Below are 15,137 nucleotides of genomic sequence, written 5' to 3'. Positions count from 1 at the left end.
TACCCACTTTTCGGGGATCATGCCTTCAGGTCAGGCTACTTCGCGCACGGCCCGATGCAAGCCTCGACGCCGTCGGAATTCTTATAGCCGTTGGCGGTCTTCTCGTAGGTCACGCAGCGACGGCGCTCCAGCGGGTCTTCCTTGCCGCGACGGCAAACCTTGTCGCCGTCAGCTTCCCATACGCCGCGGGTCAGAATGCCGCCGCCGGCGACGATGACGGTGCCGTCCGGCAAATGGACGACGCAGAGAGCCTTGCCCTCGAGCGCGCCGGTGCCCGGCGTGCCGCAGAGCGGGACACCGACCAGCTCGTCCTTGAATTGGTCGATCGTCATCGGCTGCGCGGCGAGCGGCGAGACTACGGTGAGCGCCAGTGTGGCGCCGCAGAGAATTCGAGCAAGCATGCGCATCACAGTGTCGAAGGAAGGACGCGATCCGGCGGCTTGTGGCCGTCCATGAAGGTCCGGATGTTGATGATGACTTTCTCGCCCATCTCGACGCGGCCTTCGACGGTAGCCGAGCCCATATGCGGGAGCAGCACGACCTTGCCGGCCTTGGCGAGTTTGACGAGACGCGGGTTCACGGCCGGCTCATGTTCGAACACGTCGAGCCCGGCGCCGGCGATCTCGCCGGCCTCGATGAGGCGCGTCAGCGTGTTCTCGTCGATCACTTCGCCGCGTGCCGTGTTGACGACGTAAGCCTCCGGCCGGATCAACTTGAGGCGGCGCGCCGACAGCAGATGATACGTCGCGGGCGTGTGCGGGCAGTTGATCGAGATGATGTCCATCCGGGCGAGCATCTGGTCGAGACTCTCCCAATATGTCGCCTCCAATTCCTCTTCGATCTCAACGGGTACGCGGCGGCGGTTATGATAATGAATCTGCAACCCAAACGCGCGGGCGCGGCGCGCGACAGCCTGGCCGATGCGGCCCATGCCGACGATGCCGAGACGTTTGCCCCAGATGCGGTGACCGAGCATCCAAGTCGGCGACCAGCCGGTCCACTCCTGCCCCGAGATGAGCACCGAGGCACCTTCGACGAGACGGCGCGGCACCGCGAGCAGCAGCGCCATCGTCATGTCGGCGGTGTCTTCGGTGAGCACGCGCGGCGTGTTGGTGACCGCGATTCCCTTTTTCACGGCCGCTTCGACATCGATGTTGTCGACGCCGTTGCCGAAGTTGGCGATCAGCTTCAGCTGCGGGCCGGCTTCCGCGATCAGCGCCGCATCGATCTTGTCGGTGACGGTCGGAACGATGATCTCGGCTTGCTTTGCGGCTTCGATCAAGGCCGCCTTGGAGAGCGGCGAGTCATCGAGATTGAGCCGCGCGTCGAACAGTTCGCGCATGCGCGTTTCGACGCTGTCGGGAAGTTTCCGCGTCACCACCACCAGGGGCCGCTTGCGAATCGCCATTTCCACCCTCGCCGCCGCACCGGAAATCGCCGGCATTCAGGCGGAATTAACCGTCTAGGACCAAATTAGGAAGCCAGCCATCCGGTCAGCCCCATGCGGACTTCTCTACCAGATGGCCTAACGAACACAAAGCCTTGCCTTAAGAGGGATTTTGCGTTGCGTAAGTCTATTGTCATTGCCCTGAACGTCGCTTTTTGCGGGTTTTCATTGCTCGCCGCCGCGCCGACTCATGCGCGCGATCCGCTCACCACCGGTTCGATCGCGGGCCCGGTGAGCGGTTTGCCGGTGCCGCGTTTCGTCAGTCTGAAATCGGACAAGGTCAACGTGCGCGGCGGACCGACGCGCGACCACGACGTCACGTGGATCTATACGCGCTCCGGAATGCCGGTCGAAATCACGGCGGAGTCGGATAACTGGCGCCGCATTCGCGATTGGGAAGGCACCGAGGGTTGGGTCTATCACTCGATGCTTGCGGGAAAACGCACGGCGGTGACGACCGCGCGGCAGAACGATCCCGAAGGTTTGATCAGTCTCCACTACAAGGCGGACGCGACGACCGCTGTCGTTGCCAAGCTGCAAGCCGGCGTGGTTGCGCAGGTGAAGAAGTGTGACGGCAAGTGGTGCCGTCTGACCGGCCAAGGTTTCGACGGCTGGATCGTGCAGGATCGCCTGTTCGGTGTTTATCCGGACGAGAAGATCGACTAGCTGCGAAAGTGATTCAACGCGGCGACCGAACGCGTTGATTTCAGATTCGATCTTCAGTTTCACACTCGCACGCCTGCCCGTCATCCTGAGGAGCACGCATCGCCTGCGTCTCGAAGGACGACGGCCCCGGAGCAAGCGGCGACGCATCGGCCGTCGTGGTTCGAGACGCAATGCTTCGCATTGCTCCTCACCATGACGGATTAGACTTCTGGATTTCAAATAGCCCTAGATGCGTGCAGCCCGCAGCATTCTCGCGAGCGATGACGCCCCGAGGTTTGCGAGACGCTCTCCTCGAAAAGATGAGGGGAGCGGAGCGCCGGCGGGCGCGAAACGATGCGAGCCGTATCTCGCGGATACGGCAGCGTCCCTTGGGGGACGCTACGCCAACCGGCGCTCCGCACGGCTCTCCACGCGACCGGCGGCATACGCAACGCCGACGCGCTTGCGGTGGGTATTGCCCAAAGCCCGAAAGTGTCCCGATTTCCGCCCGGTCCACCGTCGGACGCCTGGTCTTAGTGCCAGGCGGCCCATGTCTCCCAACCGCCCGGGACTGAGTCACAAGCTCAGCCGCAGGTGCCGTCCACCGGCTGCCTAACGGTCTGTCTCCGGAAGACATCCCCTCGCGCCGGTGTGGGGTTGATATGAGGGATATAGGAATTTATGTCAAGGAATATTTTCTGGAAATTGCCATTCTGCACCCTCCGGCGTCATCCCGGAAGCCGCGCTTGCACAGCAAGCAAGGCTATCCGGGACCCACGTATCCCTGTGATCGGTTTGCCTTGGCGCGCGTCGCCTTCTCGCACCGCAGGGAGTCGTGGGTCCCGGCTCGCGCGATAAGCCCTTCGGGCTAATCGCTTGGCCGGGATGACGACCTGTGGGTGGTGAGGCGACAGTGTGTAGGCCGGATGAGCGAGGCATAGCCGAAGCGATATCCGGGAGCGGCGCTCGACGTCGATGCAGGACCCGGATGTCGCTGGAGATGCTCGAACGCGCGGCGGACGGCTATGAGGCCGCCGAAGACGGCATGACGCTCGCGTTCTGAGCCGCGGCGCGCCACCGCTCGTCGCGCGCCGACGGGCGGCGATGCAGACGCTCGTCGAGCAGCGCGCGCGCTTTCGCGCTCTCGCCGTTTTTGATCTGCGCGAGGATCAACGTGTCCTCAATCATCTCGCGTTGCGCATGACTGCCGCCGATGCGCACGACATCGGCCGCGACCGGTTCGAGCAGCTTGGCGCAGGTGGCGTAGTCGTCGTTCGCGAACGCGCGGATGGCGCGCAGGATCGCGGGGACGACCGGACCGGGCGGAAGTTTGCCTTGCGCCAGCCGTGCCTCGATCTCATCGGCGCGGCGATCGAGGCTCTCAGCGTCGCCGGTCGCGGCGGCGGCGAGCGCCACATGCACATCGATAAAGGCGTTGCCGGATTTCGGGAAGAAGCGCACGGCGTTCGTTGCGGTTTCGCTCCAGAGCGCACGCGGCACCGGATGCCCTTCGAGCCCGGCGCGCCACAGCAGCGCGGCGCCGTCCGTCACGACATTGATCGGCGGCGCCGTGTTGCCATGCGGCGCGATGCGATCCGCATAGATCGCGAGCGCGGCTTCTGCGTCGTCGCGTTCGAGTGCGGCGAGCGCTTCGTGCCACGAGATGTGGCCGTGTAGAATGCCAGAGCGATCGTAACTCGGCAGCCAGTCGCGGATGATCGCTTCCGCCTCGCGCGCCGAGCCGTCCTCGAACATCGCATGCGCGAGCGAGTGCATCGCGTTCGCATTCTCTCGGCGCGCCGCGAAGGCGCGCTCGATGAGGCCGCGTCCGTGCGCGACGTTGCGGTTTTCGGCATGCGACCAGCCGAGATAAGTGAGGAACCACCAATCATCGCCGTAATACGATTTGTGACGCTCAAGCAGATCGACCTTCGCCTGCTCGTGATCGGCCATGCCGGAGAACGCGAAGAGGCCGAACGCACCGAGCGGCAGCGACATGATGATGGCGTCGCGCGGCCAGCGATCGAGATGCGCGAGCGTGCCGGCGAGACATTCGACGGGCTTTCCTTCAACGCTGAGCGCAATGATGTCGACGTGGCTCCGTTCGCGGGCGTCGCCGTGCTGTGCGACGAGCGTGCGCGCTTGCGTAGATTTCACGCGCGCTTCCGGCACTTCGGCGTAAATGAAATGCATGCGCGCCCGCGCGATGTGAGCGAGCGCGAAATCCGGATCGGCCGCGATGGCGCGATCGAAGGCTTCGGACGCGCCGGGCCAAGCGGAGAGCATGAGGTCCATGCCGTCGCGATACGCGAACGCCGCAGCGTCGAACGATGTCGAAAGGGCGAGACCGTAACGATCGGCGTGTGGCATCCGCGCTCCCATCGTGGCGTTATTGTTCTTACGCCGATGACGGAGCGGATGTTACGCCTGCGCGCCGGCAATAAAAAAGGCCGGGCGAACCCGGCCTTTGAAAATCTGCAGCTGCGATCGCTTAAGCGGTCGGCTCCTTGCGGCGGAGACGCACGATGACGTCGACGCGAGCGACTTCGTAGCCTTCCGGCGCTTCCGGAGCGCGGTCGAGCATGACGCCGGTTTCCGGGATGTCGACCAGCTCGTCCTCGCCTTCGACGAAGAAGTGATGGTGATCCGACGCGTTGGTGTCAAAATACGACTTCGAACCATCGACCGCGACTTGGCGCAGCAGGCCGACGTCAGTGAATTGGTGCAGCGTGTTGTAGACGGTGGCGAGCGAGACCGGCACCTTGGCGCGGGTCGCCTCTTCGTAAAGCATTTCCGCCGTCAGATGGCGGTCACCCTTGGCGAATAGGATCCAGCCGAGAGCCATACGCTGGCGCGTCGGGCGGAGGCCAACCTCGCGCAGCATTTCCTTGACGTCATGCCAGGGGCAGCCGTTCAGGGCCGTACGGGCGGCCATATCGGGCCGGCGCTCGTGCGGGAGTTCGAGGGACTTTGAGATGATCACGGCACGCGTCTGCGACATGTCGGTTGGCTTAAGGCTCCATTCAGCCGTGGCAAAACAGCTTCGGCTGAGATTGTTCTCTTATAATCATATGCGATCACACCTTCCTGTTGCAACTCATTTGCAGCAAAAACAACAGTTTAACCCCGTTTCGGGCCTGCTTTTGCAACCGGTCGCCGAGCTTTCGCGTTGAATCGGCTGAGGTTCCGGGCCGCGCTAGAACGGTTCCATTGTTTGCGTCTGACACCCTTCCGACATGCTCGCGCAGGTCGCTTTGCCCCTATCGATGCCTATGTTAGGTAAGCCGAGACACGAGGTCTGGCATTTTTGCTCCATGGCAGGGGCTGCGGAAAGTGCGAAAAAATCCATCGGGTTATCGCCAACCCTTCGGATTTGTGAGAGGTCTCTCCGTAAAGGATTCCGAGGGGAACGCGTAGCGATGGACGGGACCACTACCCGGCAGGGAAGTTTTACGTATGAGGAGCTGCTGGCCTGCGGGCGCGGCGAGCTTTTCGGGCCGGGAAATGCGCAACTGCCCCTCCCCCCGATGCTGATGTTCGACCGAATCACGGAGATCTCCGAGACCGGTGGCGCGCACGGCAAAGGCTTTGTCCGCGCCGAACTCGACATCAAGCCGGACCTCTGGTTTTTCCCCTGTCACTTCAAAGGCGATCCGGTGATGCCGGGCTGCCTCGGTCTCGACGCGATGTGGCAGCTCGTCGGATTCTTCCTCGGTTGGTCCGGCTCGCAGGGGCGCGGCCGCGCGCTCGGCCTTGGCGAACTGAAATTCTCCGGCCAAGTTTTGCCGAGCATGAAGAAGATCGTCTACGGAATCGACTTCAAGCGCGTGATGCGCTCCAAACTCGTTCTCGGCATCGCGGACGGTTTTCTTGCCGCGGACGGCGAAACGCTCTATCGCGCCAGCGATCTCAAGGTCGGTCTGTTCCGCGACGCAGCACCGGCAACCTGAGAACGGTTGTTCCAGCCAACAGGCGGGTTATATGTCCCGCTATAGCGCTGAAAGATGTGAGGGAACATGAAGCGGGTCGTCGTCACCGGGATGGGCATCGTCTCGTCCATCGGCAACAACACCCAAGAGGTTTTGGCTTCGCTGCGCGAAGCGAAATCCGGAATCACTTTCGCGGAAGATTTCGCGAAGCTCGGCTTCCGCAGCCAAGTGCATGGGCAGCCGACGCTCAACCCGGCTGAAACCGTCGATCGCCGCGCGATGCGTTTCCTCGGCGGCGGCGCCGCGTGGAATCACGTCGCGATGGAGCAAGCCATCCGCGACTCAGGTCTCGAGGAAAACGAGATATCGAACGAGCGCACCGGAATCATTATGGGCTCGGGTGGACCGTCCACCAAGACGTTGATCGAAGCCGCCGATATCGCGCGCACGAAAGGCCCGAAACGCGTCGGCCCGTTCGCGGTGCCGAAGGCGATGTCGTCGACCGCATCCGCAACGCTCGCGACCTGGTTCAAGATCAAGGGCGTCAACTATTCGATCTCGTCGGCCTGCGCGACGTCGAACCATTGCATCGGCAATGCGTATGAGACGATCCAGATGGGCAAGCAGGACACAATCTTCGCCGGCGGCTCGGAAGAGCTCGACTGGTCGATGTCCGTGCTGTTCGACGCGATGGGCGCGATGTCGTCGAAGTATAACGACACGCCGGCAACCGCTTCGCGCGCTTACGACGAGAACCGCGACGGCTTCGTCATCGCGGGCGGCGCAGGCGTTCTCGTTCTCGAGGAGCTCGAACACGCGAAGGCGCGCGGCGCACGCATTTACGGCGAGATCGTCGGTTACGGCGCGACCTCGGACGGCTACGATATGGTGGCACCGTCGGGTGAAGGCGCAGAGCGCTGCATGAAGATGGCGCTCGCGACCGTGAAGCCGAAGATCGATTACATCAACCCGCACGCGACCTCGACACCGGCCGGCGACGCGCCGGAGATCGAAGCGATCCGCCGCGTGTTCGGCGGTGCCGACAAGACGCCGCCGATCGCGGCGACGAAATCGCTGTCGGGCCACTCGCTCGGCGCGGCCGGCGCTTGGGAAGCGATCTTCTCGCTGCTGATGATGAACAACGGCTTTATCGCGGAAAGCGCGAATATCCAGAACCTGGACCCCGCCTTCGCCGATATGCCGATCATGCGCGAGCGCAAGGACAACGTAAATCTCGGCGCCGTGCTGTCGAACTCGTTCGGCTTCGGCGGCACCAATGCGTCGCTCGTCTTCAAGCACGTCGACGCGTAAGAGTACCAACATGTCTGATCTGCTGAAGGGCAAGCGCGGCCTGATCATGGGCGTCGCCAACGATCACTCCATCGCTTGGGGGATCGCGAAGACACTGGCGGCGCACGGCGCGACGATGGCCTTCACGTATCAGGGCGAAGCGCTCGGCCGCCGCGTCAAGCCGCTCGCCGAGTCGATCGGCTCCAGCATCACGGTGCCGTGCGACGTCGAAGACATCGCGTCGGTCGACGCGCTGTTCGACACGCTGAAGAAGGAATGGGGCACGCTCGATTTCGTCGTGCATGCGATCGGCTTCTCGGACAAAAACGAGCTCAAGGGCCGCTACGCGGATACGACGCGCGAGAATTTCTCGCGCACGATGGTGATCTCCTGCTTCTCGTTTACGGAAGTGGCGAAGCGCGCTGCCGTTATGATGCCGAACGGCGGCTCGATCATCACGCTGACCTATGGCGGCTCGACGCGCGTGATGCCGAATTACAACGTGATGGGTGTCGCGAAGGCCGCGCTCGAAGCGTCGATGCGTTATCTCGCGACAGATTTCGGGCCGTCGAACATCCGCGTCAACGCGTTGTCGCCGGGACCGGTGCGAACTCTCGCGGGCGCCGGCATCACGGACGCGCGGCTGATGTACAATTATCAGAAGCGCAACGCCCCGCTCCGCCGCACCGCGACGATCGAAGATATCGGCGGCTCCGCGCTGTATCTGCTGTCGGACCTGTCTAACGCCGTGACCGGCGAAATCCACTACATCGATTCCGGCTACAACATCGTCTCGATGCCGCATCCGGAAGCGCTGAAGCAGGTCGACGAAGCGCAAGGCGCTGCCGAGAAGGCTACTTCGTAGCCGACAGCCGCCAGGCTTCGATCCGCATCGTCAGATCGCGCGGCGACGCAACGGCGTCCGGGACGAACAAACCAGGCCATTGCGACCACGGCGGCAGTGTCATCCCGCTCTGGCGCGGTGTGAAGCGTAGACGCAGCCCTCCCCACAGACGCTCGACATCGACGGTCGCGAAATCGCTCCAAGGGCGGCGATCGCCGAGCGGCCCGTAAGAGACTTCGGCGCCGGCGCGATTGAAGGCGACGCGCGTCGGCATGTGCGCGAGGACGGCGACGGCGCCGAGCGCGATCAACAAAAACACGCCGAGCAGCGACCAGCCTTCGACGCGGCCACGCCACGCCATTGCGGCCGACGCAAATCCTGCGAGCAGCGCAACGAGGATCACAAGCACGGCGACAAGATGCGTCGACTCCGGGCCGGCAATCAACACGACATGGTCGGCGGACAACTCCATGCGCGTGATTTAGCAGGTTCCGAAAAAAAGTCTCCGGTCATTCCGGGGCGCGTTGCTTGCGCAGCAAGCGGCGAGCCCGGAATCCATACTCCGTGAGCACAATTAAGATTACCGGGAGTATGGATCCCGGACAGCCACTGTTCGCTCCGCAAACGAGCGGCTTCCGGGATGACGGCGCACGCTTCTAGCTTTTCGCCTCGCGCTTCAAAGCTGCGAGGTTCTCGACGCAGTAGTAGCCGGAGATGCGGCTGACGATCTTGCGCTTCATCCAATCCTGCAGCACGCGGCTGACATTCTCGCGCGCGATGCCAGCCATTGCGGCGAGATCACTTTGCGTTACCTTTTGGCGCACAAGCGTGCGTCCACCGCCGACATCGTGACCGAATGCTTCGGCGAGACTGAGCACGGCTTCGGCGACGCGGCCTTTGACGGAGAGGAAGCTCGTTGCGGTCAGCGCCGCATTCGTTTCGCGCAAGCGCCGCGCGAGGATCGCGGTGAGGTGACGGTAGAGCTCGGGATATTCTTCCGCGTAGCCTTGAAACATCGCGCGGCTGACTGACGCGAGTTTGGCTTCGCGCAGCGCCGTTACGGTGGCGGAGCGCGGCGCGCCGTCGATCAGCGATAGTTCGCCAACGATCGCTCCGGGACCGATCACCGCAAGAATGCGCTCGCCGCCGCTCGGTGAGATGACCGACACCTTAAGCAATCCGGATTCGACGCGGTAGCAGGTCTCGCCGGCCTCATCGGTGCCGAAGAGCTGCTGATCCGCCTTCAGCGACACCGGGCGCGCGGACGCGAACAGCCCGGCCACAAGCTCGGCCGGCAGAGCGGCAAGCAAGTCGCGGCTGGCAATCGTCGTCTCTGGCGTGGTCGGATCGCGCATGGCGCTCGTTGGTCGCTGGGGCGTGCGTTCTGGTTCAATGTATCGTGCGCAATTTGACGCGAAAGGCAAACCGTTGTTCGAACGCCAAGGATTGCCATAGAGTGCCGCCGTCATGACGGCATCCGTCCCCGCATGAAACGCCTAAGTTCGCTTCTCGCTCGCACGTCGCGCGGCAGCATCGCCCTGCCCGGCTGGCTCGATCGGTGGATTTCGATTGGGATCATGACGAGCGATCCGCAGCTCGCGCGGCGTCAGCGCAGCGTGAACGTCGCAGCCTTCGCGGGTGCCGGGAATGCCATCTCGCATCTCGTCGTCAATGCGATGCACGACTTCGGCGGCCTGATGTGGGTGAATGCCTACAATCTCGCTTTCACGGTGCTATCGTTGGCGCTGCCGCGGCTACATCGCCACGGCGACAATCTCGCGGCGTTCGCGCTTATCGCGATGATCCTCGCCGGCAATACGTTCGTCGTCTGGGCGCTCGGTACCAGCAGCAACCTGCATATCTATCTGACCTTCGCGAGCGCGATGCTGTACTTTTTCGGCGTTCGCAATTGGCGACTTTTCCTTGCGCTGTTCGCGCTCGTCACCATCATCCTGCTGCTGACGATCCATCTCGCACCGGTGCATGGCTTCATCCAGCCGGAAGACGCGACACTGCGCGCTATGCTGTCACAGCATGCGCTGATCAACACGATCGTCATCAACGCCGCGATGCTGTTCTACGCGCTCTATTCGCTCGACCGTGCAGAGGCCGAGCTGGAGAACCAGTACGCACGCTCCGAAGCGTTGATCGAGACGATGATGCCGGCCGCGATTGCGGCGCGGCTCAAGGCCGGTGAGGCGCGCGTCGCCGATCAGATTGATACGCTGAGCGTTCTGTTTGCAGACATCGTCGGATTTACCGAAGCGTCGCGCGATCTGCCGCCCGGTGCGGTGGTCGATTATCTCGATGCGCTGGTGCGCGATCTCGACGACCTTGCGACTCTGCAGGGCGTCGAGAAGATCAAGACCATCGGCGACAGTTACATGGCGGCGGCGGGTTTCGACGGCGATGCAGCCGCGGGCGCGCGTGCGATCGCGCGGTTTGCGCTGGCGATGCAGGGTGTCGTCGGAAAGCAGCCGCCGCTCGGCGGCAAGAAGCTGAGCTTACGTATCGGCGTCAATGCCGGGCCGGTGACTGCCGGCATCATCGGCGATGCGCGGTTTTCCTACGACGTGTGGGGTTCGGCCGTGAACATCGCGGCGCGGCTGGAGTCGCTGAGCGAACCCGGACGTATTCTGGCGAGCGATGCGTTTCACGCGCTGACGCAGGATGCGTTCGACTACGAGGCGCGCGGCCCTGTCGATATTCGCGGTATCGGAAATGCTGATGCGTATTTTTTGGTCGGCCGGAAGACGTAGAACCTCGAAGGTGTTTGCTGATCATCCCGGCCGAGAAGCGAGGCGCAAGTGCCGGGATCCATACTCCCTGCCCTATCGATAATATCGTGATTATGGATCCCGGCTCGCGCGACGCTGTGCGTCGCTCGGCCGGGATGACAGCCGAGGAGTTGGGCTGCTGCCTCGCGCAGAGCTATTCCTCGCAATGACGAAACAAAAAAGGGCGGCCGGAGCCGCCCTTTTCGTTGACATCGTGCGAGCGACTAAGCGGCCTGACGCTGCTGCGCGAGATCGAAGCGGTCGGCATCCATCACCTTGGTCCACGCGGCGACGAAGTCCTTGACGAATTTCTCCTTCGCGTCAGCGCTCGCATAGACTTCCGCGAAGGCGCGGAGCTGCGAGTGCGATCCGAAGATCAAGTCGACGCGCGTTGCGGTCCACTTCGCGGCCTTCGTCTTGCGGTCGCGGCCCTCGTAGATGCCATCCGCATTCGGCGGCTGCCACTCGGTCGCCATGTCGAGAAGGTTGACGAAGTAGTCGTTCGTCAGCTTCTCGGGCTGCTTGGTGAGAACGCCGTGCTTGGACGCACCGACGTTGCCGCCGAGGACGCGAAGGCCGCCGACCAGCACCGTCATCTCCGGCCCGGTGAGGGCGAGCAACTGCGCGCGATCCACCAGCGCTTCTTCGGGCTGCAGGAATGCGCGCTTCTTGCTGTTGGTGTAGTTGCGGAAGCCGTCGTGACGCGGCTCGAGCGGAGCGAAGGACTCGACGTCCGTCTGATCCTGTGTCGCGTCACCACGACCAGGTGAGAACGGCACCTTCACGGTGACGCCCGCATCCTTCGCGGCCTTCTCGACCGCCGCATTGCCAGCGAGCACGATGAGGTCGGCGAGCGAGACGCCCGCATGCTCCTTCTGGATCGTTTCGAGCTTGCCGAGCACGGTCTTGAGCTGTGCCGGCTCGTTGGCTTCCCAATCCTTCTGTGGGGCCAAGCGAATGCGCGCGCCATTGGCACCGCCGCGCTTGTCCGACCGGCGGAAGGTCGAGGCCGACGCCCACGCGGTCGAGACGAGCTGCGACACGGTGAGACCCGAGGCGAGGATTTTTGCCTTGATCGCTTCGGCGTCCTTGTCGCTGAGGCTCGCGGTGCCGGCCGGGATCGGGTCCTGCCAGATCAAGGTTTCCTTCGGCACAAGCGGGCCGAGGTAACGTACGCGCGGACCCATGTCGCGGTGGGTCAGCTTGAACCACGCGCGGGCAAACGCGTCGGCGAACTGATCCGGGTTCTCGTAGAAGCGGCGCGAGATTTTCTCGTAAGCCGGATCGAAGCGCAGCGAGAGGTCGGTGGTGAGCATCGTCGGGCGATGCTTCTTCGAGTTGTCGAACGCATCCGGGATCGACGCTTCGGCACCTTTGGCAACCCACTGGTTGGCGCCGCCTGGGCTCTTCGTCAGTTCCCATTCGTTCTCGAACAGGTTCTTGAAGAAGAAGTTGCTCCACTTCGTCGGCGTCTGCGTCCAGGTGACTTCGAGACCGCTGGTGATCGAGTCGCCCGCGATGCCGCTGACGTGCTTGCTCTTCCAACCGAGACCTTGATCTTCGAGCTCGCCCGCTTCCGGGTCTGAGCCGACGAGCGAGGGATCGCCCGCGCCATGCGTCTTGCCGAAAGAGTGCCCACCCGCGATGAGCGCGACCGTTTCTTCGTCGTTCATCGCCATGCGGAAGAACGTCTCTCGGATGTCGCGCGCCGCGGCGAGCGGGTCCGGGTTGCCGTTCGGACCTTCCGGGTTGACGTAGATGAGGCCCATCTGCACGGCACCGAGCGGTTCGGACAGCTCGCGCTCGCCGCTGTAGCGCTCGTCCCCGAGCCAGGTGCCTTCCGGGCCCCAGTAAAGTTCTTCCGGCTCCCACACGTCGGCGCGGCCGCCCGCGAAGCCGAAGGTTTTGAAGCCCATCGATTCCAGCGCGACGTTGCCGGTGAGGACCATCAGGTCCGCCCACGAAAGCTTCTGGCCGTATTTCTGCTTGATCGGCCACAGGAGGCGGCGCGCCTTGTCGAGGTTAGCGTTATCGGGCCACGAGTTGAGCGGCGCGAAGCGCTGCTGTCCGGCGCCCGCGCCACCGCGGCCGTCCGTCGTGCGATACGTCCCGGCGCTGTGCCACGCCATGCGGATCATCAGGCCGCCGTAGTGGCCGAAGTCGGCCGGCCACCACTCCTGGCTGTTCGTCATCAGCGCGTGCAGGTCCTTGATGACCGCATCGAGATCGAGCGTCTTGAATTCCTTCGCGTAATCGAACTGCTTGTCCATCGGATTGGACAGCGACGAATTCCGATGCAGCATTTCGATGTCGAGCGCATCGGGCCACCAATCGCGGTTGCCGTGACCGCGCGAGGAAAACGGGCATTGGCCCTTGTCAGTCTTTGCGTCCATGAATTGTCTCCGCTCACAAATCGGTTGTGCCTGAAGCAGCGCCATCGCCGCTCTAACAAGCGGGCGCAAAGGCCATGCGACGGCAGATGAAATCGCCTGGCGCACCTCCCCGATACGCGGCGACTTAACACCATTCTAGACCTAGCTTGGATCAGGTCTAATCGATTTGCTTATCGATACCGATCAGAATATCTTATCGACATGGTGACGATCCGCCAGCTGACCTACTTCGACGCGCTCGCGCGGCACCGCCATTTCGGCCGAGCCGCCGAGGCCTGCGCGGTGACGCAGCCTGCCCTCTCGATGCAGATCCGTGACTTGGAGCGCTCGCTCGGTGCGCAACTGGTCGAGCGGAGGCCGGGCGATGTCGTCATCACGGCGGTCGGTAAGGAAGTGGCGCGCCGCGCAGGCGAGATTCTCAACGCGACGCGCGATCTTGCCGACGCGGCGCGACACCATGCGCGCGTGCTCACCGGGCCGCTGCGGCTCGGCATCATTCCCTCGCTCGCGCCGTATGTGCTGCCGCGCCTGCTACCGGCTCTACAGGCCGGGCATTCCGACTTGCGGCTCGAATTGCAGGAGACCCAAACGAAGACGCTGCTGACGCGCCTCGGGCGCGGCGAACTCGATGCCGCAATGCTGGCGCTGCCGGTCGACGATCCAGAGCTCGAAACGCGCGCGCTGTTCGAGGATCGATTTCTGCTCGCGCTGCCGGCCGACGATCCGCTCGCGGCGCGCGACAGCGTGCAGGCGCGCGATATCGACCGGCACAATTTGATTTTGCTCGAAGAAGGCCATTGTCTGCGCGACCAGACGCTTGCCTTCTGCGCGATGGCGCGCGATCGCGCTTCTCCTGGGCTCGGCGCGACGAGCCTCGCGACCGTGATGCAGATGGTCGCGAACAACTACGGCGTCACATTGGTACCGGAAATCGCCGCGCCGATCGAAGTGCGCAACGAGCAAGTGAAGCTGGTTCGGTTTGCCGACCCGGAACCCGGCCGCACGATCGGCCTCGTCTGGCGTAGCGGCTCCGCGCGCAAAACGGATTTCGAGGCGCTGGCGGAGATCGCGCGGGGGTCGGTTGGTTGAGATTTATGTATCACGCTGTGATACATTGCGCTTGTCGAACGTATCATGTCATGATACACTGACGATGTGATCCTGAATTTCAAAGATCGGCTGACCGAGGCGGCGTTCAATGGAACCGCTGTTAAGGGATTTCCGGCCGCCCTGCTCGGTGTGACGCGGCGAAAGCTGAGATACTTGCATGCAGCCCATGTGCTGGACGACCTGCGCGCGCCGCCCGGCAACCGGCTCGAAGCGCTGACGGGCGATCGCAAAGGTCAACACTCGATCCGCGTCAACGATCAATTTCGGATCTGCTTCGTCTGGACGCCGAACGGGCCCACCGAGGTCGAATTCGTCGATTATCACGCGTGATGGCAACTGCGAGAACAACAATGGCCAAGACACTGCCGCCAATGCATCCCGGAGAGGTTCTCCGCGAAGAGTTTCTCATCCCACTCAATATGTCGCCGGGCGCGCTCGCACGTGCCTGCGATGTACCGCGTACGCGGATCGAGCGATTGGCGAATGAGCAGACGCCCGTTACGGCCGATACGGCACTGCGTCTCGCGAAAGCGTTGGGTACGAGCGCCGAATTGTGGCTGAACCTGCAGGCGGACTACGATCTTCAAGTCACGCGCGCAAAGATCGGGCGCGATCTCAAGGCCATCGAGAGCGTCAATCCGAAGGCGGCATGAGAGTTTGGCATCATCCTCTCGGTTGTCATCCCGGAAGCCGCTGCTTGCA

The 15,137-nt window shown here is 63.2% G+C and carries 15 protein-coding genes; 8 read left to right on the top strand and 7 right to left on the bottom strand.

What is annotated here, in order from left to right; all coding sequences use genetic code 11:
* Positions 1-35: 35 nt before the first annotated feature.
* Together GJW30_RS11980 and GJW30_RS11975 are read right to left on the bottom strand one after the other, a co-directional pair.
* Positions 36-407 carry a hypothetical protein gene (locus GJW30_RS11980; RefSeq protein WP_096355601.1) on the bottom strand — a complete coding sequence of 124 codons (372 nt, stop codon included), beginning with the start codon at positions 405-407 and terminating at the stop codon, positions 36-38.
* A complete protein-coding gene (locus tag GJW30_RS11975; RefSeq protein WP_096355597.1) occupies positions 407-1,408 on the bottom strand; it encodes a 2-hydroxyacid dehydrogenase in 1,002 nt (333 codons plus the stop codon). The genes GJW30_RS11980 and GJW30_RS11975 overlap by 1 nt, the downstream gene beginning before the upstream one ends.
* Positions 1,409-1,564: 156 nt before the next feature.
* Between GJW30_RS11975 and GJW30_RS11970 the strand changes: the two genes are divergently transcribed.
* Entirely contained in the window at positions 1,565-2,113 is a 549-nt protein-coding gene (locus GJW30_RS11970; protein ID WP_245408495.1) for an SH3 domain-containing protein, read from the top strand.
* 1,002 nt (positions 2,114-3,115) lie between these two features.
* Here the strand turns inward: GJW30_RS11970 and GJW30_RS11965 are convergent.
* Together GJW30_RS11965 and irrA are read right to left on the bottom strand one after the other, a co-directional pair.
* Entirely contained in the window at positions 3,116-4,462 is a 1,347-nt protein-coding gene (locus tag GJW30_RS11965; RefSeq protein WP_096355593.1) for a tetratricopeptide repeat protein, read from the bottom strand.
* Between the two features lie 121 nt (positions 4,463-4,583).
* Positions 4,584-5,027, bottom strand: a complete 444-nt coding sequence (gene irrA, locus GJW30_RS11960) for an iron response transcriptional regulator IrrA (protein ID WP_197703814.1) — start codon at positions 5,025-5,027, stop codon at positions 4,584-4,586.
* A gap of 484 nt (positions 5,028-5,511) precedes the next feature.
* On the opposite strand from irrA, the gene fabA reads away from it, so the two are divergent.
* The 3 genes from fabA to fabI all read left to right on the top strand — a co-directional run bounded on the left by fabA (position 5,512) and on the right by fabI (position 8,176).
* Positions 5,512-6,042: a 3-hydroxyacyl-[acyl-carrier-protein] dehydratase FabA gene (gene fabA, locus GJW30_RS11955; protein WP_096355589.1), complete on the top strand. Its 531-nt coding sequence runs from the start codon at positions 5,512-5,514 to the stop codon at positions 6,040-6,042.
* Between the two features lie 66 nt (positions 6,043-6,108).
* Complete coding sequence (gene fabB, locus GJW30_RS11950; RefSeq protein ID WP_096355587.1) at positions 6,109-7,332, top strand: beta-ketoacyl-ACP synthase I; 1,224 nt, start codon at positions 6,109-6,111, stop codon at positions 7,330-7,332.
* A gap of 10 nt (positions 7,333-7,342) precedes the next feature.
* Positions 7,343-8,176: an enoyl-ACP reductase FabI gene (gene fabI / locus GJW30_RS11945; protein WP_096355585.1), complete on the top strand. Its 834-nt coding sequence runs from the start codon at positions 7,343-7,345 to the stop codon at positions 8,174-8,176.
* On the opposite strand, the gene GJW30_RS11940 is transcribed toward fabI, so the two are convergent.
* Together GJW30_RS11940 and GJW30_RS11935 are read right to left on the bottom strand one after the other, a co-directional pair.
* Positions 8,166-8,627 carry a hypothetical protein gene (locus tag GJW30_RS11940; RefSeq protein WP_096355583.1) on the bottom strand — a complete coding sequence of 154 codons (462 nt, stop codon included), beginning with the start codon at positions 8,625-8,627 and terminating at the stop codon, positions 8,166-8,168. The genes fabI and GJW30_RS11940 overlap by 11 nt on opposite strands.
* A gap of 184 nt (positions 8,628-8,811) precedes the next feature.
* The gene (locus GJW30_RS11935) at positions 8,812-9,510 is read right to left on the bottom strand and encodes a Crp/Fnr family transcriptional regulator (RefSeq protein ID WP_096355581.1); all 699 of its coding nucleotides are present in this window, start codon (positions 9,508-9,510) and stop codon (positions 8,812-8,814) included.
* 222 nt (positions 9,511-9,732) lie between these two features.
* Between GJW30_RS11935 and GJW30_RS11930 the strand changes: the two genes are divergently transcribed.
* Complete coding sequence (locus GJW30_RS11930) at positions 9,733-10,914, top strand: adenylate/guanylate cyclase domain-containing protein (protein WP_157746744.1); 1,182 nt, start codon at positions 9,733-9,735, stop codon at positions 10,912-10,914.
* Between the two features lie 242 nt (positions 10,915-11,156).
* Here GJW30_RS11930 and katG read toward each other — a convergent pair whose 3' ends face one another.
* Complete coding sequence (katG, locus tag GJW30_RS11925; protein WP_096355577.1) at positions 11,157-13,325, bottom strand: catalase/peroxidase HPI; 2,169 nt, start codon at positions 13,323-13,325, stop codon at positions 11,157-11,159.
* A gap of 201 nt (positions 13,326-13,526) precedes the next feature.
* Between katG and GJW30_RS11920 the strand changes: the two genes are divergently transcribed.
* From GJW30_RS11920 to GJW30_RS11910, 3 genes are all read left to right on the top strand, one after another.
* The gene (locus GJW30_RS11920; RefSeq protein ID WP_096355575.1) at positions 13,527-14,414 is read left to right on the top strand and encodes a hydrogen peroxide-inducible genes activator; all 888 of its coding nucleotides are present in this window, start codon (positions 13,527-13,529) and stop codon (positions 14,412-14,414) included.
* Positions 14,415-14,480: 66 nt separating this feature from the next.
* Positions 14,481-14,765, top strand: coding sequence for a type II toxin-antitoxin system RelE/ParE family toxin (locus tag GJW30_RS11915; protein WP_096355573.1), 285 nt, complete (start codon positions 14,481-14,483; stop codon positions 14,763-14,765).
* A 20-nt stretch (positions 14,766-14,785) separates the two neighbouring features.
* Positions 14,786-15,088, top strand: coding sequence for a HigA family addiction module antitoxin (locus GJW30_RS11910; RefSeq protein WP_096355571.1), 303 nt, complete (start codon positions 14,786-14,788; stop codon positions 15,086-15,088).
* The last annotated feature ends 49 nt before the right edge of the window (positions 15,089-15,137 follow it).

It is taken from the genome of Variibacter gotjawalensis (genome assembly GCF_002355335.1).
GTDB lineage: Bacteria > Pseudomonadota > Alphaproteobacteria > Rhizobiales > Xanthobacteraceae > Variibacter > Variibacter gotjawalensis.
Note: the sequence above shows the minus strand (reverse complement) of the source record. Positions and strands in the feature narration are given on the sequence as shown.

Coding starts and splice junctions, on each gene's coding strand:
- GJW30_RS11980 (WP_096355601.1), bottom strand. CDS start 407: ATGCGCATGCTTGCTCGAATTCTCTGCGGCGCCACACTGGCGCTCACC.
- GJW30_RS11975 (WP_096355597.1), bottom strand. CDS start 1,408: ATGGCGATTCGCAAGCGGCCCCTGGTGGTGGTGACGCGGAAACTTCCC.
- GJW30_RS11965 (WP_096355593.1), bottom strand. CDS start 4,462: ATGCCACACGCCGATCGTTACGGTCTCGCCCTTTCGACATCGTTCGAC.
- irrA (WP_197703814.1), bottom strand. CDS start 5,027: ATGGCCGCCCGTACGGCCCTGAACGGCTGCCCCTGGCATGACGTCAAG.
- fabA (WP_096355589.1), top strand. CDS start 5,512: ATGGACGGGACCACTACCCGGCAGGGAAGTTTTACGTATGAGGAGCTG.
- fabB (WP_096355587.1), top strand. CDS start 6,109: ATGAAGCGGGTCGTCGTCACCGGGATGGGCATCGTCTCGTCCATCGGC.
- fabI (WP_096355585.1), top strand. CDS start 7,343: ATGTCTGATCTGCTGAAGGGCAAGCGCGGCCTGATCATGGGCGTCGCC.
- GJW30_RS11940 (WP_096355583.1), bottom strand. CDS start 8,627: ATGGAGTTGTCCGCCGACCATGTCGTGTTGATTGCCGGCCCGGAGTCG.
- GJW30_RS11935 (WP_096355581.1), bottom strand. CDS start 9,510: ATGCGCGATCCGACCACGCCAGAGACGACGATTGCCAGCCGCGACTTG.
- GJW30_RS11930 (WP_157746744.1), top strand. CDS start 9,733: ATGACGAGCGATCCGCAGCTCGCGCGGCGTCAGCGCAGCGTGAACGTC.
- katG (WP_096355577.1), bottom strand. CDS start 13,325: ATGGACGCAAAGACTGACAAGGGCCAATGCCCGTTTTCCTCGCGCGGT.
- GJW30_RS11920 (WP_096355575.1), top strand. CDS start 13,527: ATGGTGACGATCCGCCAGCTGACCTACTTCGACGCGCTCGCGCGGCAC.
- GJW30_RS11910 (WP_096355571.1), top strand. CDS start 14,786: ATGGCCAAGACACTGCCGCCAATGCATCCCGGAGAGGTTCTCCGCGAA.